This is a genomic window from Nostoc commune NIES-4072, from assembly GCF_003113895.1.
Lineage (GTDB): Bacteria > Cyanobacteriota > Cyanobacteriia > Cyanobacteriales > Nostocaceae > Nostoc > Nostoc commune.
In genome coordinates, this window is sequence record NZ_BDUD01000006.1 from 1 (window position 1) to 20,759 (window position 20,759).

At 41.3% G+C, this 20,759-nt stretch carries 22 protein-coding genes and 1 pseudogene; 14 read left to right on the forward strand and 9 right to left on the reverse strand.

What is annotated here, in order from left to right; genetic code table 11:
• Positions 1 to 334: 334 nt before the first annotated feature.
• The gene (locus tag CDC33_RS39685; protein WP_181374381.1) at positions 335 to 478 is read right to left on the reverse strand and encodes a hypothetical protein; all 144 of its coding nucleotides are present in this window, start codon (positions 476 to 478) and stop codon (positions 335 to 337) included.
• Between the two features lie 181 nt (positions 479 to 659).
• On the opposite strand from CDC33_RS39685, the pseudogene CDC33_RS36625 reads away from it, so the two are divergent.
• From CDC33_RS36625 to CDC33_RS36640, 4 genes and pseudogenes are all read left to right on the forward strand, one after another.
• A pseudogene (locus CDC33_RS36625) lies at positions 660 to 1,772 on the forward strand (IS630 family transposase).
• 303 nt (positions 1,773 to 2,075) lie between these two features.
• The gene (locus tag CDC33_RS36630) at positions 2,076 to 2,519 is read left to right on the forward strand and encodes a hypothetical protein (RefSeq protein WP_109013450.1); all 444 of its coding nucleotides are present in this window, start codon (positions 2,076 to 2,078) and stop codon (positions 2,517 to 2,519) included.
• A 197-nt stretch (positions 2,520 to 2,716) separates the two neighbouring features.
• A complete protein-coding gene (locus CDC33_RS36635; RefSeq protein WP_109013451.1) occupies positions 2,717 to 3,547 on the forward strand; it encodes a Ppx/GppA phosphatase family protein in 831 nt (276 codons plus the stop codon).
• Positions 3,537 to 4,571: an MFS transporter gene (locus CDC33_RS36640; RefSeq protein WP_109013452.1), complete on the forward strand. Its 1,035-nt coding sequence runs from the start codon at positions 3,537 to 3,539 to the stop codon at positions 4,569 to 4,571. Before CDC33_RS36635 ends, CDC33_RS36640 begins: the two co-directional genes overlap by 11 nt.
• Before the next feature lie 687 nt (positions 4,572 to 5,258).
• Here the strand turns inward: CDC33_RS36640 and CDC33_RS36650 are convergent.
• The 3 genes from CDC33_RS36650 to CDC33_RS36660 form a co-directional block, all read right to left on the reverse strand.
• Complete coding sequence (locus tag CDC33_RS36650) at positions 5,259 to 6,236, reverse strand: tyrosine-type recombinase/integrase (protein ID WP_109013453.1); 978 nt, start codon at positions 6,234 to 6,236, stop codon at positions 5,259 to 5,261.
• A gap of 185 nt (positions 6,237 to 6,421) precedes the next feature.
• Complete coding sequence (locus tag CDC33_RS36655; protein ID WP_109013454.1) at positions 6,422 to 6,844, reverse strand: carboxysome distribution maintenance protein McdB; 423 nt, start codon at positions 6,842 to 6,844, stop codon at positions 6,422 to 6,424.
• A 24-nt stretch (positions 6,845 to 6,868) separates the two neighbouring features.
• Positions 6,869 to 7,720, reverse strand: a complete 852-nt coding sequence (locus CDC33_RS36660; protein ID WP_109013455.1) for a ParA family protein — start codon at positions 7,718 to 7,720, stop codon at positions 6,869 to 6,871.
• Between the two features lie 212 nt (positions 7,721 to 7,932).
• Between CDC33_RS36660 and CDC33_RS36665 the strand changes: the two genes are divergently transcribed.
• A complete protein-coding gene (locus CDC33_RS36665) occupies positions 7,933 to 8,250 on the forward strand; it encodes a hypothetical protein (protein WP_109013456.1) in 318 nt (105 codons plus the stop codon).
• Positions 8,247 to 8,609 (forward strand): aspartyl protease, encoded by a 363-nt coding sequence (locus tag CDC33_RS36670; RefSeq protein ID WP_109013457.1) that lies wholly within the window; start codon positions 8,247 to 8,249, stop codon positions 8,607 to 8,609. Before CDC33_RS36665 ends, CDC33_RS36670 begins: the two co-directional genes overlap by 4 nt.
• Positions 8,610 to 8,915: 306 nt before the next feature.
• Here the strand turns inward: CDC33_RS36670 and CDC33_RS36675 are convergent, their stop codons facing one another.
• From CDC33_RS36675 to CDC33_RS36695, 5 genes are all read right to left on the reverse strand, one after another.
• The gene (locus CDC33_RS36675) at positions 8,916 to 9,758 is read right to left on the reverse strand and encodes a hypothetical protein (protein ID WP_109013458.1); all 843 of its coding nucleotides are present in this window, start codon (positions 9,756 to 9,758) and stop codon (positions 8,916 to 8,918) included.
• 283 nt (positions 9,759 to 10,041) lie between these two features.
• The gene (locus tag CDC33_RS36680) at positions 10,042 to 11,001 is read right to left on the reverse strand and encodes a hypothetical protein (RefSeq protein WP_109013459.1); all 960 of its coding nucleotides are present in this window, start codon (positions 10,999 to 11,001) and stop codon (positions 10,042 to 10,044) included.
• Between the two features lie 108 nt (positions 11,002 to 11,109).
• On the reverse strand, positions 11,110 to 14,175 hold the full coding sequence (locus CDC33_RS36685) for a DUF3854 domain-containing protein (protein WP_109013460.1): 3,066 nt from the start codon (positions 14,173 to 14,175) through the stop codon (positions 11,110 to 11,112).
• A gap of 492 nt (positions 14,176 to 14,667) precedes the next feature.
• A complete protein-coding gene (locus tag CDC33_RS36690; RefSeq protein ID WP_109013461.1) occupies positions 14,668 to 14,916 on the reverse strand; it encodes a hypothetical protein in 249 nt (82 codons plus the stop codon).
• On the reverse strand, positions 14,909 to 15,100 hold the full coding sequence (locus CDC33_RS36695; protein ID WP_094346746.1) for a hypothetical protein: 192 nt from the start codon (positions 15,098 to 15,100) through the stop codon (positions 14,909 to 14,911). Before CDC33_RS36695 ends, CDC33_RS36690 begins: the two co-directional genes overlap by 8 nt.
• A gap of 229 nt (positions 15,101 to 15,329) precedes the next feature.
• Here CDC33_RS36695 and CDC33_RS36700 point away from each other — a divergent pair, with 229 nt between their 5' ends.
• From CDC33_RS36700 to CDC33_RS36735, 8 genes are all read left to right on the forward strand, one after another.
• Entirely contained in the window at positions 15,330 to 15,518 is a 189-nt protein-coding gene (locus tag CDC33_RS36700; RefSeq protein WP_109013462.1) for a hypothetical protein, read from the forward strand.
• Positions 15,519 to 15,675: 157 nt separating this feature from the next.
• Positions 15,676 to 16,860: a ParM/StbA family protein gene (locus CDC33_RS36705; RefSeq protein ID WP_146195937.1), complete on the forward strand. Its 1,185-nt coding sequence runs from the start codon at positions 15,676 to 15,678 to the stop codon at positions 16,858 to 16,860.
• Positions 16,841 to 17,035, forward strand: coding sequence for a hypothetical protein (locus CDC33_RS36710; protein WP_094346748.1), 195 nt, complete (start codon positions 16,841 to 16,843; stop codon positions 17,033 to 17,035). Before CDC33_RS36705 ends, CDC33_RS36710 begins: the two co-directional genes overlap by 20 nt.
• A 1-nt stretch (position 17,036) precedes the next feature.
• Positions 17,037 to 17,261 carry a hypothetical protein gene (locus tag CDC33_RS36715; protein ID WP_244919583.1) on the forward strand — a complete coding sequence of 75 codons (225 nt, stop codon included), beginning with the start codon at positions 17,037 to 17,039 and terminating at the stop codon, positions 17,259 to 17,261.
• Between the two features lie 92 nt (positions 17,262 to 17,353).
• Positions 17,354 to 17,611 (forward strand): hypothetical protein, encoded by a 258-nt coding sequence (locus tag CDC33_RS36720; protein ID WP_146195938.1) that lies wholly within the window; start codon positions 17,354 to 17,356, stop codon positions 17,609 to 17,611.
• A 4-nt stretch (positions 17,612 to 17,615) separates the two neighbouring features.
• Positions 17,616 to 18,026, forward strand: a complete 411-nt coding sequence (locus CDC33_RS36725; RefSeq protein ID WP_109013465.1) for a hypothetical protein — start codon at positions 17,616 to 17,618, stop codon at positions 18,024 to 18,026.
• Positions 18,026 to 18,742, forward strand: coding sequence for a hypothetical protein (locus CDC33_RS36730; RefSeq protein WP_109013466.1), 717 nt, complete (start codon positions 18,026 to 18,028; stop codon positions 18,740 to 18,742). The genes CDC33_RS36725 and CDC33_RS36730 overlap by 1 nt, the downstream gene beginning before the upstream one ends.
• A gap of 64 nt (positions 18,743 to 18,806) precedes the next feature.
• Positions 18,807 to 20,708 (forward strand): hypothetical protein, encoded by a 1,902-nt coding sequence (locus CDC33_RS36735; protein ID WP_109013467.1) that lies wholly within the window; start codon positions 18,807 to 18,809, stop codon positions 20,706 to 20,708.
• The last annotated feature ends 51 nt before the right edge of the window (positions 20,709 to 20,759 follow it).

Here is a 20,759-nt window from a genome sequence, read left to right on the forward strand (position 1 = left end):
AACTGGAGGATTGATACCCCCCCTTTTTCACGGGGTTGCCAACCACGGTCAAACAGTTCGACAATCAATGGTTTTCTTTGTGAATCCCTCACCAACGCAGCCTTTGAGCGCATGGTACCGTACACCCTTAAATGAAGGTATCAGCATCCACGATGTGATCGACTATATGTCCGGTCAGTATGGTCAACCGAAAATCTCCCAAACGTTCATGTTTTAATGCTGTTTGTCAAAGCTAACTATAGCCCTATTTTGTCACTCTAGGCAGAGAAAAAATAGAAATCAGGGTGAGTCAGGAATATAAAAATTCAGTAGACCGAAAAGTTTTCCAGAAGCCTTACCAGTCCTTGATTTCTGCTTGGGAATACAATCCGCCGAAATTAGCTTGTAATCTACCTTTCAAGAACTTTTCTTCTGGGTGGACTTCAGAGCGATCGCAACTGGTAGGGAAAGACAGCAGGGTTATATCTAACTTTGTCATGCCGTATTTAGCCTCAAACCTTAAAAATTTTTCTAAAATTTAGGGCGTGTTTTAAAAGTTGATAAAATGGTTGAAAATACTAAAGATTAGTGAGTTTAGCATTCACCTATAGGATTCCTATTTGATTTTTGAACAAAACTACGAGATAATACGGGCGAATGCATAAGTTTAATAGGAAACAATGCTTAGTCAGCATTTAGAAACTGCGAGACTCGCAGCCCAAGCATCGCGGCAACAGTCAACAGAGAAAACTGCACTTGATGCGATCGCGCTCACTACAAGATTTTATAGATATGCGTCCAGATGCACGTGAGGTTAGGAAAGCGTTGGCAGTCAAGTTGGTTTATCAAGGCTACTTGTATGATGAAATTCAAACAATTCTAGATGCATCGCGAGGAGCAATAACGGGTTGGAAACAAGCTTATGAGCAAGATGGAATTGATGGATTGCGACTGAATTACAAAGGATGTTGAGTTACCTGAGTCAGAGACAACGAGAAGAAGTATTGAGTTGGCTGCAAACTCTCGTACTGTTGGGAGCTTGGGGAACTAGAGTATAAACTAGCCTTCGATTATGACGTAGTTTATGAGTCAAAACAAAGTTACTACGACCTGTTCGACGCAGGTTCGATAAGTTGGAAGAAAACCACAAAGCTAAATCCCAAAGCTAATCCAGATGCTGTTGCAGAAAAAAAAAGAGATTGAAACATTGTTGGCAAACCACCGCGTTGAAATCGAGACAGGAAAGTTGAGAGTATTCCTGATTGATGAGTGTCATTTAATGTGGGGAGATGCCATTGGCTATGTGTGGGGGAAAACTGACCAAGAAATAACAGTTCCAGTCGTAAATGAGTGAGAAAAACAGACATATTACGGGGCTGTTGACTATCTCGAAGGACAATTACTGCTGAAAGCTTATCACAAGGGCAACTCAGAAAATACTATTGATTACCTTCAATATCTGCTAGATGACTCTCCTGACCAGCAATTGCTAATTTTGTGGGATGGCGCTACTTATCACCGCTCCAAAGACATTCGAGCTTTCTTGGAAGAGGTTAATCAGAATTTACCATCTGATGAATGGAAAATACACTGCGAACGCTAAAGCGCCTAATTCTCCTGAACAAAATCCGATCGAGGATATTTGGTTACAAGCCAAAACATGGGTTCGACGTTTTTGTGCGTTGATACCAACATACTCGCATTTGAAGTGGATGTTTGAGTGGTTTATTCGACACACTACTTTTGATTTTGCCACTCTTCAGATGTACGGAGCTTGTTCAAAACTCAAATAGGATTCCTATATCATTCTTTGGCTATAGTTTTAAAACACGCCCTAGTTATTAGAACTTTGCAAATTTCTGCTTGATGCCAGAATAAAACGTTCATTACTACTCAAGCAGCACACTTGTGAACTCGCTTTTCGTAGCATCGATGTTCGTATGCAAAAAACTCTGAAACATAGTTTTTGTCCGTCATTGATCCAGCCGAAATAACATCGGTAACAGTACCTCAGAACAGAGGGTAAGGATTTGTCAGTCAATCAGGTGTAAGCCCTGTCCAGTTCAAATTAAGACCAGTTATTTAAGGAAAGATAAATGTCTAGTATAATTCCACAAACTCAACAGCGCAAGGTGATAAAAGCTAGCGGGCTAAAAACGGTAATCAGTGGCTCTTATAGGAAGCACTTGCGGGAAATATCCCTCTTGAAGGACTTTCTAATAACTGAAGGTATTGAAGTTCTTGCACCTGTAAGTTGCACTGCTATAAACGTTGATGATGAATTCATCATTCTTGATAGCGATCCTCTAAAAGATCCAAGGATTCTTCAAGATTCAATTTTTGGAAAAATGCGGCAATCTTCCTTCCACGTAATATTGAATAAAAATGGCTATTTAGGGAATGCAGCCGTACTTGAACTTGGATACGCTATAGCGCTTGGACTCCAAATTTTAACGTTAGAAGAGGTAATAGATCCCAATATCTCTGTTTATTGTCGAAGGTTTATTCAAGTTTTTCCAAATTGGAGAGGATTTGAATAAGCTGATATAGTTACTCAATAAAAGCTTTTAAAATCTACCTAGATGCCCCCAATTTGGGCAGGTTTAACATTAATTTCTAGGAAAAACTACCTAGGAGATTATAAAACTTGCCCTGTTCACATTTAACTAAAGATTTCTTAGTTAATTAAACATGCTGCAAAGCTATAACAGAAGTATTGCGGAGAGGAGGATAAGATATGCAACTTAAAAATTTAATTCTGGATTTAGGTAGTAGAACAGCAAAGCTCTATATACTTGATAATGAAGTTAAAAACATTAACAATGTTAATTGGGAAGTAATAGAGGGAAAAAGTTCAAAAGAAAGCATTAATAATTCCTTAATAGAACTACTCAAGCCTATCAATTTTAATGAAATACATAGGATTCATGCCGTTGGTACTGAAGCTATGCGACGTGATAAAAAATTAGAAAATATAGTGTCTTCGGTTTGTCACTCTCTTGGTATTTTGTACACAACTATCAGCCAAGAATATGAAGCTCAACTGATCAAAGAAGCAGCACGCAAAGCAAATATTACAGATAAATATGACATAATTAATGTTGGTGGTGGCAGCATACAGATTATTCTGAAAGAAGCTTCTAAAGCTGTTCTTTTAAATTTTGGGATTAGTGATCTCAATGATAGATTTTACTTATTAGAAGCAGTAGGACACCGAAAAATAGAGGAATGTATTGCGTGGATTAAGAAGCATTTACCCGAAACTACTGCTTTGTTTGGCTACACTGGAGGAGAAGCGACTTACCTAAAGCATTTTGGAGTTCCTTTACAAGCAGATCATACTTGCCTAAAAACTGATTTTTATGATTTTGCTGAGAGGATCTCTAATTTTGATCTTCAATCTTTAGAAAGAGTATCGCCCTTTGGATCTAAATGGATGCGAGGAGCGGTCGCATCTAACTGTGTTGTACTTGCTTGTTTAGAAAAGGCACAGACCAATTATTTCCTCCCTAGTGATTTGAATATTTCCCACGGTTTAATTGAGGTGATTGAATTAAATGTTCAGTAGCACTCATAAAATTTACCTGCTCAAATTCCTACTTTGCTCAAATATCTACCTAATAACATTTTTTAAGCTACTTCTAGATAATGGTCTCAGCAGTAACGAAATTGTTAATGCAATTTCATTTGGAACAATCTGTATGCTTGTAGGTGATATTTTCAGCAGCTTATTTGCTGATTTTTTTGGTCCAAAAAAAATAATCCTTACTGCTGCACTTCTACAGGCATTATCAGTTTATCTTCTTCCTGAGTGTTCAAGTTTTGAGCAACTGCTCGTTATAGAGTTTATTGTTGGAATATCATTTCCAACAATCTATGGTAGTGATTCTAAATGGTTAAAGCATATTTGTTCAAAAGATAAATATTCTGAAAATAAAAATCAGTTCGTCTTTTGGCTTAGTCAGTTCGCAAGTGCCCTAATAGGCTGTCTTTTACTTGAATATCCAGCTATCACCTGCTATTTAAGTATGTGTTTATATTTAATTGGCTTCTTCATTTGTTTACAACTACCAGATATTCCTAGTAATTTAGCTACTAAATATTATTTGAATTTAAAATTAATAGTTGAATGGATTTTCAAAGGTGATAAATTAAACACTATTTTATTTTATGGTTTTATAATGGGTATATTAAATTCTTTTTCTTGGTTATTGCAGTATCACGCTGCCAAAGATTACGCAAAAGTTCCGATAGTTTTTGCTATTATTCAAGTGATTGGAGCAGGGCTTTCTCTAACAGGCAGCTTACTTTCAAAAAAGCAAATAAATCGTAGTTACTTGTTACACATGGTATATGGAGTCATGGGCCTTTATCTTTACTACACTTTTAGCAGTACCATCCTCGTACTCTGGCTCTCCATAGGTCTAGGACTTCTACTGCGTGGAATGATCAGCGTTATAGCACGTAACAGTCTTTTGAGCAATTGCCATGCCCAACAACCAATAGCTTCACTAGTATTTACGTTAACTGGAACAGCAAGAATTGTCCAAGCAATTATTTTGTATATAATTAGTTTTTTGTTTCTTAATTAGCTAGATCACAATACAGTTAAGTTAAAGTGAATAGCTTTACCAAGGATACGGAAAGTAGGAACGAAAATTAATTATTGGGAGTGGTAAATATGTATTTATAATAAAATTAGGTGATACAACAATAATTATAATGATTAATAAAATACCAGATAGCACCTATATGCTTATCTAACTTTTTATAAAAGGATAAATTGATTTAAAATATTTATAATTTTTCGGTATTTTAATTATTAAGATAAATATAGTTAAAAATTTGAACAGCTAAAAATAAATAATATAAGTTACTAAATCTCCATTAGGGGTTTTTTGTACAAACCCTCGAAAAGGGGGATTAAGGAATTTAATCTTGAATGGTGCTTTACCTTAAAAGAAAGCGCAAACCTTCATAGAGCTATAGGTTTGGGAGAGTATCATTAGTCCTTAGAGGATCTAAGAATTGTATTTTGAGACATAAAAAGAGACACAATACAGGAGTGAATCAAAAAGTATAGTTTCTGAGACACATTGGGGGAAAAGCTTTGCTGACAAGGATTTGAAGGTAATAATGCCAAACCTCGTTTTTGCTATTCCCCCTTTTCGAGGGGACGTACAAAAAACCCCATCCTGAACGATGCCAAATGCCAACTTGAGTGGAAGTGACAATGACTAAATAAATATGTCAAATTTGGCTTTTTCCAACTAAAAGTTTCACTTATTCTGCCTACTGTAAGGCACATTCAGCAAATCAATCGCCCGTTTCTGAGCCGCTTCCCCACGCCTGTCATACTTACTTGTAGTACTTGGCGACGCATGACCTGCTAATTTCGCTATCGTGACGATATCTGCCCCCGCATCCAATAAATTACCGATAAAAGTTCTTCTAAAATCATGGGGTGTAAACGCATCCACATCTGCTTTTTCCCCCCGTCGCTGCAATGCTCGCAATACCCCCTGCTCGCTCATCCGTCTCGGTATGATTTTCTTTGCCTTATTTAAGGGATAAAAAAGCGGCCCTGGTACTTTACCCCGAATCAGCAGCCAATCTTGAACAGCTTGCACACCAGCTTCAGGTAAATACACAATTCTTTCCCGTCTTCCCTTCGCTTCACGTATTGTTAGTGACCGACTACGCAGCTTAAGATCACTCAAATCAAGGTAAGTAACCTCACTGCGACGCAACCCTACCGTCAAAACTGCCAACAGTGCGGCATCCCTCCGGCCCAATGTTGAGTCATCTTGAATACAATCTGACCATAGTGCAGAGATTTCTGCTTCATCGATTTCTCGCCCTTTCAGCAAACTCTTACCACGCACGGACTCAATATCAGCCGCTCGTCCATACTCATCCGTGGACATTAACCCTAACCGCCATGCTTCCTTGAGCGTCCGCCGTAATGCACATAGCATTTTGTTCGCCATCGCCGGACTGTATTTTTCCATCAGCACCGACCTAACTGCTGCGGTGTGCTGATAGCGCAACTTTGACCAGTCTAAAGTACTTGCATCACAAGTTTCATTGGTCAGCAATCGGGCGATCGCATTCAACGCCTCTCGCATTGTGCGCCGCGAACCAGACCCAAGACTGTTAAGGTAAACTTCAGCTGGGTGTAAAGTTAGCGGAACTGGTTCAGTTAACGCCAGCGATTCTGGGTTGAAGTTAAAATTGGCGATCGCACGGGTATTCACGGCAGTCAATCAAAAGCTTTAGAATCAATCCTCCCTCAATTCTGGCTTCCTGTATACCTCCCAGCCCTTAAGAATTGCGAGAATGTTTATTCTCTACACCTATTTGGGCTAAAAGTCCCTCTGTGCAGAGATTTGTGTCTGAACATTGTTAAACTTGCGCTGGGTGGATGCTATCGACCCTCAAGCTACTTTAGTTTCTTGGCCAAGTTAGCTAAACGAGTAATGCTAGAGCGAATATTACCTGCTTCTTTGCGACTCTTGAGCCGTTTTTTGGCTTCTTTTAGTACTTGTTTCATGACTGTATCTTTATCTTTGCAGGTAACATAAAAAGCTTCCAAGAGCGTTTCAACTGTTATTTTTTCTTGGTTGCATAGATCATCGAGTTCTTGCTTGATTGACAGATCCAAACGTATAGGTACTCTAGGCGCAATTTCCGGGAAGTTTTGTAGTTGCTCTTCTAATAAAGTGAGTTCTGAAACGGAGCTATCAGCAGTCGATGGCATATCAACATCGCTTGTAGGTGAATCCTGCTGTTGAGCTAACACATCTTCTCGTGGTGCAACTGTTGGTTGAGTAGCTCTATTTCTGATTTCGTCTAGGATATTCATATTTTCACCTAATAGTAAAATTTATTACACTGGTTTTGATGGAATTAATTTGGCATATTCTTCTGGCAAAGCTGGCTTGAGTCGTTGAGCTAAGACGTGAATCGCATATTCCAGATTTGGCTGCCCCAAGTCTGTTGGCGCAACCCGTTGATTGATGGCATTTTTGAATACATCCGATTCCAAAATATGCGGCAACATCAACTCTGACCCTACCAACTGGCGTATAGTATCGATACTTGTTTTAGTAGCGTTTGTTGGATGCCTTCCAGTCCAGCGTGCGCGAAACGGCACTACACCCAGTAGTTCACCGTAAGGTAGGGCTGTTTTAAATTCTTTAATTAATTCCATAGTCCGCAACAGCGATTGCACTCCCTTGACATTTGACTCTGCTGGAATCACCCATCTATCGCCAGCACCCAAGGAAGTCTGCGCTAAATGTGAACGTTCTGGGGGTGGATCTACAATTGCCACGCCGAAATTACTCACAATTGGTTGCAGGCGGTTCCTAAGAATAAACAGACTTAAGCCACTGGAGGCCAATTTATAGTTAGCACTCTCCAACCCATCATCGGAAGGAATTAAGAACAGATTGGTATTGTTAATGGTACGGTCGCCCAGTTTAACGTCAGGTACAGACGCAATGGCATCAAGAATTTTTGTTTTTTCTTCTGGTTGTGTCAGAACTTCCAGTAAGGTTGGGGTATCAGGCTGCACTTGTACCCCTAAGAAACTGGTCAAGCTAGATTGAGGGTCGCAATCCACAAACAAAACGGGAATCCCTAAGCGACCCAAATACCTGCCCAGCATCAAGGCTACCGTAGACTTTCCCTGACCCCCAGCCAAGCCCAAGGAGACGACTGTTGGCGGAATTGGCATAAAACAATTACATAAAAATACTAAAGTACAATGTAACAAATATACTAATATACTTTTGTAGAATTGTACTATAGTGCAATTTTACTTTTGTACAAAAGTAAAATTGCATTTTAGTTAAAGTATAATTCTCCAGACCAAACAAACCAACCATAAACCCCAAGTGGTCTGGATGTGCAGTTCAATATAGATATTGCAGTGAAGCAGAACCAACCATGACTGAAGCCAAGTCTACTCGTACAGTGCGGCGAGGAAGAATATTCCCCGAAATCCAGTGGTCATCAGAGAAGAAAGCTCAATGGAAAGCTGAAAAAGCAGAATTTAAGCAGCGTTGCGAACAAATCTTTCAAAAATTGCAGCCTTCTTTAATTAAGACTCACTACAACTGGTATGTAGCAGTTGAACCAGAAAGCGGAGAATATTTTATTAACGAGGATGCATTAGCAGTTAGCCAGATGGCACATGAAAAATACCCGAACTTCCGGCTGCACGTTTTCCGCATAAATGAAACTGGGGTGTGCGGCACGATATGATTTCTGGCAACTTTGGTGATGAGGATGAATTATTTTTTGAGATAGAGTTGATAGCTGCTAACTCCTTTGCACTACCAGTAGAAGCACTTTTTGATACAGGTTTTTCTTGGTGGCTGGCAATTAATAACCAGGATTTAGAAGCACTTGATTGGATTTATCTAGAACAGCAAACAATGCTCACAGCCCAAGGAGAAGCGGAATTTGACATATATTTAGGAAGAGTGCGAATTGATGGCAAGGAATTTGATATTCCCGTTCATGTGGGTGAAGGAGTATCAGAAGTTTTACTTGGTCGCCAGTGGTTAAAAACTCGACGGTTGGTGGTGGATATGCCGTCTAGGGTGTTAACGCTGGGATAATAGCGTGACCCAGTACCACGAGTAGGTATGACCAAAGAGGGGAAGCAGATCAGAAACGGGCGATTGATTTATTGAATATGCCCTACAAATTATTTCAACTATGCTTAAAAACTCAAGAAAGCTAAGTACATAACATAGATTAAATTCAATCTCTCGGTGAGGTGAAAAAAGTTTTTGTTTCAGCCGAGTGCGAGTGCGAGTGAGTAGACACTACGTATTCATGGGGGTAGAAGCAAAAATGGCTGAAAGGCTTATTATTGCGTACTTTCTTAGAACAGATATGTGATTTTGATTTATAAATCGCATTCAGATTTTATTTTTTGAATCGTGCCATCGTTTAAATTTTCCTATAGTTCCGTCTTGAATAGCTTTTGGAGAATCTACAGGTAGTTTCAATTTTTTGGATATATTTTTAGCTAGTTCACTATGAGACAAAGGATAAAGTTGATACTTAAGAGGTAATACAAATCCTTCATTTTGTATTACTTCATGAATCCATATTTTAGGCATCATACGAACGACAAAAACAGGTATAACTCCTATATGATGGCAAATTTTTGTCTTTTCTTTTAACTCTTTGTAATCCATATAACCAAGAGTATTCTTTACTTCAATACCATAGGGGACTGAATCTATTTCAAAGATAAAATCCATATTTTTATCGCTTTTTGTCCAACACTTTTCTTTGAAGTGTTTTACATCGCGTCCTTTCATGACACTTTCTATACGAGCAAAGGCATCCAAAACCATTAACTCACCATAATGGCCTACTGAACGTGTAAATTCAGGATTTGAATAGCTTTCAACCAACTCAATCAAGTCCTTTGCGCTCCGTTTATAGTAACGATAGTTTTTGTGCCAAAGAAGTTTAATATCTCCTTTGGAACTGAGTGTTCTAACTTCCTGTTTAATCACTCCTTCTTCAATAAGGTCTCTTATAGCTCTATTCGTAATCCAATGAAAATATTTATCTTCATGAAAAATTTCAATCTGACGTGAATAGAAAATACCTTCTTGGTTATTGTCAAAAAAATCTCTTACAGTATCTCTGGCTTTTAACTCTACAACATCAACTAAATGCTGATTAGTATCTTCATAATCATCAAAATCGTTATAGTCTGACACAAAAGAATTTACTTCCTCTGTCAAAAAATTTTACTTTTCAAAGTTTAGCATCTAAAGGTGTTAATTATTACATAGTGAGGATTGCTAACTCGGAAATGGTGCGAAATGAGCATGATAAGCCACTTTCAGTATTGCGATCGCCAGGTTTTAAACTATCAATAAGTTCGCCTAACCGCCCCAAAACCTTAATTTGACGTGAGCGCCAGTCAGGGCTGACTCCCCTATTGCAAATACTTATTTATTCAGGGGGCCACACAACAGATAGAATCCCATGATGGCGATCGCATGATAAAACTTTAAAGCGGTTTTACTCACCCGTTTTTAACTTTGGTTTTGGTTTTGGTAATGGTTTGGTACGCGGCACAGAGGCATTATCCTGACTAGTCGCTTTTGACTTACCTTTCTTTGGTGCAGGTGGTGCTGCTGCTCTTTGCGCTTTCTTAGCTGCTGACTGCACTGTGGCTTTATCCTCCTTAGACGCTTTGAGAAATCTGGGTGCAGCTTCTTGTGGTAGCGCAGTCAGTGCAACAAAACCGAAAACATCACGCCCCGGCAGAAATTTGGCCTTGATTGTGACAAAGACTGCGCGTCCTTGCTCCTCTTTAGCCACCTTGGGATTAAATCTGAAGGGTCGGACGGGTGCATCTTTCCATAACAAGGGTATATGACTAGCCTTCATGAATTTCACCTTGCGGGCAGGTTCGGCCTGCTTAATAAATTCGAGTCTTTCATCAGAGAAATTTCGGAACACGGAGATACAGGGAGTAGAGCAGACAGGAATGAACTGCCATAATCCTGATAATTTAAACTCCAGGTCTTCTAACTCTCCTGAAACTGCATCTAGTTTTCGCCCTCTGTCAAAGCCCACTAACTGAAAAGCGATGCGATGTGGTTGCTCTTTGCGTGGAAAGTGAATTGCCTTTGGATAAACAACCAAACGCTGATTCTGGTTGCCAGTATTTTCTATTTCCTTCTTGAGAGCGTTTAATACATCCCATTGTCGCTTCGAGTAGTAAAGTGGGTATTCATAGCTACCGATAGTAACAGTGCTTTGTCCATCAGTAGTAAAGTTGACCGACCCAGTAATTACCCCAACAGCTTGAAATATTGCTGCTGTCGATTCAATTTCTGTTTCTGTTGGCGTATCAACCGATTCAATTTCTGTTTCTGTTGGCGTATCAACATTTACTTGCTCTTCATCCGATGGAGTTTCAACTGTCGGTACTGCTTGGGTTGACTCAAGCGAGGTAAATTCAGCAGATGCCATGATTATTGTTAATAGGAGAGAAATCGCCGTCTAATTCAATCTTAATTGTCTACAAGCGATGGATCTGAACCAACAAGCCTCGACACGAAGCTCCTATTATTAGTTGCCCTAAGTATCCAAAAACTTCAGTTCACTAACATCAATGAGATTTAATCCACCAGCCGCAGCGCCAGGACGCAACGGTGAAGGTGCAGTGAGCGGCTCTCCAGTGAGGGCAGAAACCAAAAGAACTTTATCACTACCACAGGAAACCCAAGAGATTTTATATTCTTCGCCGCTTGAAAGTAGCTTTACACGATCTCCTTTAACGGGTTCGCGGGTGGTGACGGATGCTGATGGAGCCGGTGACGGATTGGTGACGGATTGGTGATGGTTTGGCTCGATGGATGATAATGCTTGTGGAGTAGGGGTTATAGCTATCTCAGGTAATGGTTGTGACGGAGGTGATAGAGTTTTGCCCAAACTTTCTACAAAATCCGTTTTCTCATCGCCCAAACTTTCACTCTTCAAAAAATTAGATGGATGATTATTTACCTCGTTTACAAAAAGATTTTTCTGTAAATGTCCATCACATCCGTCACCATAAGGCTTTGAGTCCATCACCATATCCATAACCTTGTCCGTCACACCTCCATCACCAGCCTGATTGGAAGTGATTGAAGATTCGGAAGGGAACGGAGCCTCATCGAAAGCGCCTCTTAACCGGATACCGTAAAAATGACTGCCAGTTCTGGTTTTTTCCTGCTTAACATCAGACCATCCCAGCACATGATTTAAGACTTGCAGTAAGTCTGGGGTGAAATTGGGTAAGCTCTTGCCCTGTTGCCCGGAATTTTGGCAGTAGTGATGGTAGGAGCCAAACAGTGTGCTGATTTCGGGGCGGTAGCTGCTGCTTTGCCATTCGTTTTTGTTGGAGCCGACTTTGACCACTCCTTTTGGATCTCGCACGATATGCCGTTCCACCCAAGCCGCGATGGAGTCAGTCATTTGTGCCATTTCCCAGTAAGCGAGATCATAGCCAGTAGAGTTTTTTCCATTGAGAGTGTTAATTATTTCACTCTCTGGAATGGTAAGTAGGTACTGGGTGAAGGCTCCGATCTCTGGGTAGAGCTTCTCTCTAAGGTGAGTATCTACAATTGGTGGACAGTAATTCATGTTTATTACAATCAACCGCCTTTTGAGCCATCTGCCGACACCAGAGCCTTGGAGTGCCGCATAATTGGAAGTAATTAAAACTGTGGCGGACAATCTAACATCACAAGCTTTTTTATAAACTTCCTTGGCTTTGGTGCTTCCTCCCCCCGTGAGGGTTTTGAAAGTTTGCAAACCGCCATTGACCTTATCTTGATCCTCAAAAATGACTGAGCGTTTATTGTTGATGTCTACCAGGAAATTAGGATTATCCAAGTTTTCAATTTTGCCACTCCAAGTATTCTCTGAGCCGACTAACGCCGTCAGGATATCCGAGTAAATGCCTTTACCATTGCCGCCATTGCCCCAGAGGTAAAGAATTTTTTGGAGATGAGACATACCGCGAAGTGTGGCAGCTGCAAAACAGATGAGGGTTTGTATTTTTTGGGAGTCCCCCTCCGTTACTTCCTGGAACCAACCGCGAATTGTTGGCCAATCTCTAATCTTGGGATTATCAAAGCGATGGGGTAGTGTCCAGGTTAAATAATTACCGGGTGAGTGTTTCTCAAACTTTCCAGTAGCCAGCACCAGTACGCCATCTAGGAATGGAACGATGCCTGTTCTTTGGGGCCACGTTTCAACAGTTAGCCGTCGCGCCATGAATTTGCGAATATTGACTATATAGCTATCAGTGCCATAGCCAACAATGGAACGGGCATCTAATATTCCTTGAATCCTTGTTTCGATCATGTGGTCATCCTGGGATTTCCACAATCCTGAATCATCACCTAGATAGTACTTCCATTCCTTGTATTCGTTGCAGTACTTGAGGCGTTCTCGGTAATCTTCGACCAGTTCAAATGCCAACATATCAGCCGGGATAATTTTCGACTTCGACTGATAAGACTTTGACTGATGAGACTTGGACTCAACGGCATCTTTGCCGTGGGTCAATTCTCTGATTTGCTGATTTAGTGCCGCGATTAGATTATCCGCACTCATGCGAGTTTTCAAAATATTTAACTCTACAATCGTGCCGTAGAGTTGAGAAAGTTGTTCGAGTTGTTCAAAACTATTTACCTCGTCTACCGCCCCAATGCCCAGCATTTTGGTGACTATGCCAAGACATAGTGCCCAGTTATAGCTTTGGGCCCAAAGCGTTTCACCGTTTGGTGTCAGCAACAAGTCATCAATCCCTTTGCCTAGTGACTCGTCCCAGGTGGGGCGCGATACGGAGGAGCCTACTTTTTGCGCCGCATAAGACAGCGCATCAATCCCCTTGTTTACAGATGCTACGACCGAGGGCTTAGAATCCATGTCATAGGCAACTAATAAGGTTCTAGGGCGATTCATGATTCGCTGTAAGCTGGGCTTGAATCGCTTGGTCTTTTTATCTACCCCACAGGTCGCGCCGTAGTTGGTGGTGGCGGGATATCCAAGACATATTAGACTAAACAGTTTTTCGCCACCTTCGGTCGTAATTACAGGTAACTCAGAATTGGCTAACCATTCATAGAAATCTACATCATCAGGGATACTGCCTTTCTCAAGTCCTAGCTGTTGCTCAACGAGCCTTCTAATAGTGGGGACGACGCGAGGATAGAAGCACTGATCTCCGTTCTTAGATGGAGCTAGCCGTTTGTAAGGCTTTGTGCCATCATCGTTTGGTAGACTCAAAATTGAATGCCAGACGCTACCATCTGCATTCAGCATCAGCGCAGCATACACAACGCCGGAATATGGTTTTTTCCACCTTAAAGCCTCGGCTATCCGGTGCGGTGAGTCTGTAAACTCAATCATCGCGTCAAACTGTTCTGCACAAAGTCGGTCACGCCCAAACTTCTGCTTAATAAAATCTTTGAAAGCGCCAAATGAAATCCAATGCTGTTTAACGCTCTCGTTAGTCCAGATTTGCTCAACACTATTGGGCTGTGTCGCCTGATTCCTGGGTTCAGATAATAGTGGGGTTAGAGTCAGTTGATCTAGATGTCCACGAACGTCATTTGTAGCAGTAGTACTAGAACCGTTAAAGGTGGCTACCATTGTGAAATCCTTGTGAGGTAAATTGTGTGGGCTTTACCTCCCCCGAAGATTCACCAAAGTTTTAATTAAATTTCTCTATAACCTGTTGTAGGAAGTTGTAAGAAGTACTAGGAACTGATAACATTAGGTTATAAAGAAATTTAATAGAGATAAAAATGACTAGGTGTCTTCTAGGACTGTTAAACAACTTGTTACAAGCAAGTTGAGTCTTGGGGAGGCATTCTTTTCTTATGTATATCTGGTGACATGACACTTAGAAAAGATGAACTAAGGGTATAGTCTTATTACATAGTAAATTATCTCAGTCTAAAAAAAATAATAAATATCTCAGCTTTATAAAATAAAACAATTTATTTATTTTTTCAAACCAAGACACAGCAAAGCTTTTACAAGCTTTCAATTAATATTAAAAACCAGATAAATACCTCACTATATTAATAGTATTAGTGGACTAAAAATAATTCAATTTGTTGATGCTGCTTCAAAAAGACATTAATCTAAGATTTTGACTGACTTAATACCTTGGCTGCATTTCTGAACTAACAGCCATCTTTTAGCCTCTGGCTCTAGCGCGGGCATGATTCTCCAGTTGAAAACATCTGCCCAAGTTTCGATCCCATGAGCGTTTGCAAAACTTACTTCAAGTTCCTTGAACCGTACCCAATCGCGATCGCTGATAGCTGTCAAAACGGGGAGAAGCCAGGGGAGTGATTTTAAATCAATGGCAGATGGGTTAATCATTTGATTTGTTTTTAGCGATCGCATCTGTAGACACAGATTCTTTCCAGTTGGCAAGGGCGGCAACAACTACCCCTTCAACTAAATTCGAGACAGTTCTTCGCTCGGATTTGGCCCACGCTTCTAAATCCGATTTTGTTTCATGTTCGCAAGTAAACATTACTTTAGCCTTTTTTGTTACTCCCATTTCTACTCACTTCAACAGCTTACTGAATCTTTACTCAACTATATCCTTTAAGACTCTGACTCTGTAAGCTTTTTTAGTTTAACAGAGTTGAAGCTTTAATATTTTAGTTGACAGCTTCAGTAGCTATCATCTACTATAGCACTCATAAGCAAGGCAAAAACGCCAACGGCAGACAAGATACACGTATTCTTGGCGACTTCAGCCTGCAAATTTATTTTGAGGAGAATTTATGCGAGTAACAATCAGGCAATCTCTACACCCATTTATCAGCAATAAAGCGCAGGAATTAGGCATTAATGACCATGCGGAGGTAGTTAACTTCCTTTTACTCCAGATTTTGCTTTCACTCGATGCTGGCACAGACTACTGCTACTGGGAGCCAAGATACTCAGTAGTGTTTCACAGAAACGTTTCATGAAACAGTTTCAACGGTTGCATCAATGTTTCAGCCTCACAACAACCGTGAAACGCTACTTACACGAGCCTGAAACATGAAACATGAAACATGAAACGTTAGTTAATAACGACTACTTTTGCTTGTGACAGTGACGATAAAAAGTTGAGAGTTTTACGATATGTCAAGACCTAAAAAACAACCAACATCTATAAGCGCGGACGCACCTAACACAAACGAGGCTGAAACTATAACAGAGAAAGCATCGATGCCATCAAAAAAGGTAATTCATTTGATGCTAGATGCTGGGCGCTCCAGTATTAAATATCAGGCTTTCGTTAATAACTCTACTGGCACAACACCAGTAATGAAGACCGAATCTTTGGTGTGTTGTGTGCCATCAGTGCCCTTTGGAGAATTAGGAGCTTTCAGCCTAAGCCGAGGCAAAGATGAAAACAACAAAGATGTTGTAGAGCATTGGGTTGTAGGCTCCTCAGCTAGACTGCAAGGTAAGGAATATATAGCGATGAGTGATTCCGAGAATCACAAAGTAGACTACTTCCCGCTACTGGCATTAGGCGCGATCGCCTCCTTGCCAAATCTACTTGAGTTGTCCACGGGTACAAGCGCCAAGCGTAGAACCTTGCACATTCGTTTATCAACCCTCTCGCTAGCTTCCCCATTAGAACTAAAAAAAGCCATTGAACAATGCAAGTGGATAGCAGTAGATGGTGTTAGATACCGTTTGTGTTTCTCTAAACTTGGCTTTCTGGGATTTCCAGAGGGATATGGCGCGTCACTTTGGGCAAGCGAACGCTTTGACGATAAACAATTCCATACTTTTGATATTGGGTATGGTACAGCCACAATCAGCGAATACAGTAATCAAGGCTTATTACCAAAACGGGTAACTTGTAGTCCGAATGGTGGCGGTGGTGTTGCCACACTCATCAAAGAATTCTCCAGAGCATTAAGCAACACCGATTCTTCTAAAATGATTCGCCCCTCCCAACTGCGCGAGATTTTAGAAACTGCAACCGTTGGCGATAACGGCATAAGCGCGATTGCACCTGATGGCGAAGATATTGGGAGTGAGTTAGAGAACGCGATTCATTCATGGATGAAAGATTCTCCCTTGGCTTATGCCCTAGATGACGTATCCGTGAAAGCCAGACGCAGCAAAGTAACTTTGTGTGGCGGTGCGTTTGCGATCGCGCCCGTGCAGATGTTGATTAAAGAAAGATTACTCAAAGGGAGCATTCCAGAAAGTAACTTGTTGATTCCCGAAAATCCGGGAACCGTTGCTTTATCAGAAATGAAAAAACTTTACTTAGGAGAAACGACCGATGTTAACCAAGCGGCTTAATTACAACGTCCCTCAAGACTTGACTCCAGCTATCAGAATGCTTGCAGAAATGGATGGGACAACCCCCGCTTACTGGCTGAGAAAAGCTCTAGAGAAAGTAGTTTCGGAAAGATTCTCTGTCAATAACAATCATCAAATCAATTTAGGGGATTTGGAAGCAATAAGAGGTGAATAATATGATGAACAGTATTGTTAGCACAGAAGAAATAGTAATTGTTCTGGCTGGTGTTGAGCAAACTTTAAGGTTGATTCAAGCTACTCCCGAATATAGGAGACTGCAAACATCAGAGCATTTTACTACATCAAATGATTTGGTTTTGAATGATGCCATTCAATCAATTTCTGAAGTTTTAGATGGCATTGAAAAAGTACAACTCGCTAACAGTTCTGATGAGTATTAATTGTGCGAACGCTTGCCCGGAGAAGAAAAGCGTTCGCCCAGTTGTGACTTATATCAGGGATGAAATCAGTACACACATTCAAGGATATCAAAATGGCGCACCCTGTAGGATATTACTCCCTCTCTCACGACAACGCACTGATTAAAGATATGTGTGAGACATGGGGGGAAGGATTAGAAAAGATGAACGAATCAGACACACTCTGGTTAATTGCAAAAATCGCTCATGAAGCATGGCTAGAGTGTGATTCTTCTACCGCTCCTAGCAACGAAGCGGAGTCAGTATTGAAACGACTGCATGAGTTAAAGCAATGGGAAAAATTTGCACTGATTACCGCAATGGCACAGTAGTCTCATGTACAAGAAACAACTGTATCTAGCTTTGGCTGGAGTCGGGGTCTGCTTCTTGCCTGTAATCATCCCCTTAATTCCCAAGTTGGGGGCTTATGCAGAAGCTGAGAGATTAAAAGCCACCGAAGGATTAGAGCGTAAACGCATAGAAGAACGGGCTAAAACCAGCGATGCCTTATATGAGGCGGGAGTCATGCCCACAACTCGTTCTCTAAGAATCACGAATTATTTTGACAGCAGTAAACGCAACCCCAGACCAGACACAACCCTTTATCAAGATGACGAGATTGTTGATGTCTTTGATGCTTCTGGGCGCTGCATAGGTCGGATTGAAGAAGGGATTTGGAAATGGAAATACAAAGCTAAAGAGATTTGTAAAAGCGTTCAAAATACCAAACCAGTAAGGAGGAAGTAATGGCGTTAGGAACATCTGGTGCAGAAAGTAATAGCACTGGTAACAGTGATGGTAAACCCAAAGGTAAGAAGCGAACGCTTGGTGAAATCATAGATTTTTGCGCCAAGGCTGTTGTGATGATTGTCGGCTTACCGATTAGAGCAGCCGCCGCGATAGTCAATCAGTTTGTTGCTAACGGTGGTGCGGGTCGTGCGTTGGTAGGTGGGATTTTATTTATCGGCGGTTCCATAATTAGTGCTGATTCAACTTGGCAATTAATCTTTACTGGGCCCCCGGTTTGTCCTTGGTTTGAGACGGCTTGGAATTGGCTAAATGTGCCGTTTGCACTGTTCAACCCTTTGTTTTACTTGGCATTCATGGTTTCTGTAGGCGTTCAGGTAATTGAAGCCCATGCCTTACGCGGTAAAAACCCAGATTCAGCTAGGCGGGAACTTCAAGATCACATGGTTTATGAGCTTGAAACCAAGCCTAGTGGCAAGATTGACCTCGTTGGTGAGCTTTGGAAGGACTACAAGACCGCAGGTACACGCGATCGCTCTAGTGCAGGGCTGGTTGTGATTGCGGTTTGGGTGTTCGATATTGTCACCACCTTTGCAGCTCGTAACCCATTCGACTACACAGCCCCGTTGATGATATTGGGCTGCACCTTATTCAACATTGGGACAATGATGGCGGGTGAAATTGGGTTCGCTATCTGGCGGTTGACCAAAGATTAAAGCTCGTGCCGCTCAAAAACTCTTTACATTGAGCGGCTTCTTAATTCAACAGGGCATTTGTTTTATGCATTGCAATAATATCCCAAAAATTACAACTAAGGAAACGGAACACTTACGCGATTCTTATCCCGCCTTATCCCATTTGGAGGCAGGAAATGTTTCTGAATGGTTGCAAGAGCGCAAGGATCAATTATTTGAAATGGCACGGGCATCTGAGAACGAAGCAGACATGACCCGTGTACTTGGCTTACTGGCTTCTGGGATAGGAGCGGTTTGTTATGCTGTCAATCCAATGGCACTGGTTGGTGGTTTAATTGGCGGTGCTGCATGGCTATGGTTTGTTGTCGAACACTCCAACCGCACTAAAGAAATTGCACCTTTTCCCTTTGTACGTGGCAACTTTATAGACGCGGTTGCCCGTGCTGGTGACTATGATAATCGGAGCAATTATCAAGCAGATCATCTTGCTAATACTGTTAAATTTCTAGAGCGACAATCAGCAGAAGAGTACGCCTTTCTTCATGCTGAATTTGAAAATATTGGGCAGTATTTAACGCAAGTTGAGCCAGGAAAACGTTTTTATGCTTATCGCTGGATGTTTGGCTGGTTTGGCAAGCTCAAGGGTCGTCAGCTACCCACTTATCAAAGTATGGCTCTCCATTTACAGGATGTGACGATTGACAGTCGGGTGAATCTGTCAGAGATAAGTGCTATTGCACAAGCTCAAACCCAGTTACCACCGACCGTAGATATCAAACAGTTTCAATCGCCACAGGTAGATATTCAGCACAACCATCAAGCTGCTTCTCTTTCTAGACCTACAGAGTTACAGCCATCAGCTAATGGGCTTGCACCACAGACTATAATTAATCTCCCTCTAGCGAACAGAGCAAACGCACTCATCGCGGCTTTAACGAAAAATGGTTTTCAAGTAGAAGATATGATGAGTTCCCAAGTCATTGCGATCGCTGGCACTCAGCGAGGTGGTAAGGGAACCTTAGCAGCAATCTTGGCAACATTATCTCTAGCTTTAGATTCGGGATTAAACACCCAATACTTTACAGCCGGGGTGGACGTTTACCCCTTTAGTTGCAATCTGATTTCTGCTCTTAAATACCCCGAAAAAGATGCGGACGGTGCAGATAAACTAGTCGCCCGTGACTTGCTTAAATTTCTTAAAGGCTTAGATGCAAGTGAACCTTACTCCCATAAAAACTTACTGTTAGTCATTGATGAGGCGATGCGGTTGCTGTCCCTACTTGATGAGAGCGATCGCACTTGGGCTATTCAATATTTACTTTCTCGCTTCGCCAAGTGTGGCGGTACATTAATTATCGTATTGCATGGCTCTAACCTGACAAGCGTGGTAGGTAAAGCTACGGCAGGACTAGCAGACACCTTTAAGCAATCGGTTAACTTTATTGGGTGTGTAGCTCAGTCTGTAAGCGCTGGTGGATTGCGAAAGATTAATGTTGCCAGTGGCGAATATTTCAAAGCCAACCCTAATAACTTTGCTGAACCTGTTAACGGTGGCAATCTCGGCATGATTCCAGACTGGCTAAAGATAGAGTTACACCCAGGAAATGGTCAACCAGATCCAGCTAGAACATTACTCAAATTCTTCCCGGAACTGGTGCAGCATCACCAGCCAGCAGTTATGCCCAGAGGCGAGAAAATTGCACCAGATGACGCAGTTAATCAGCTAGAATCCATTTTTTCAAAGCCTACCCAAGACGTTGAAATTGCAGAGCTAGAATTCGTCAGCATTTCTGAGGCTGACTTGTCGCAAATTTTAAACATCGTTACTTCAGCCGTTGCAACACCAGTCAGCTTTGCCGCGATTAGAAATAGCCGAAAGTGGGGCGAAGAGAAACCTAGTGTTCGGTATTTAAGGGGTGCGATTGCACAACTTATAGAATCCAAGCAATTGAAGGGTAGCGAGAAGTTAGGCTTTACCGCTTTTTAATATTACTGCAATCTCAAAAAGCCGTTAAGAAAGCACTTAGTTCCAAGACAT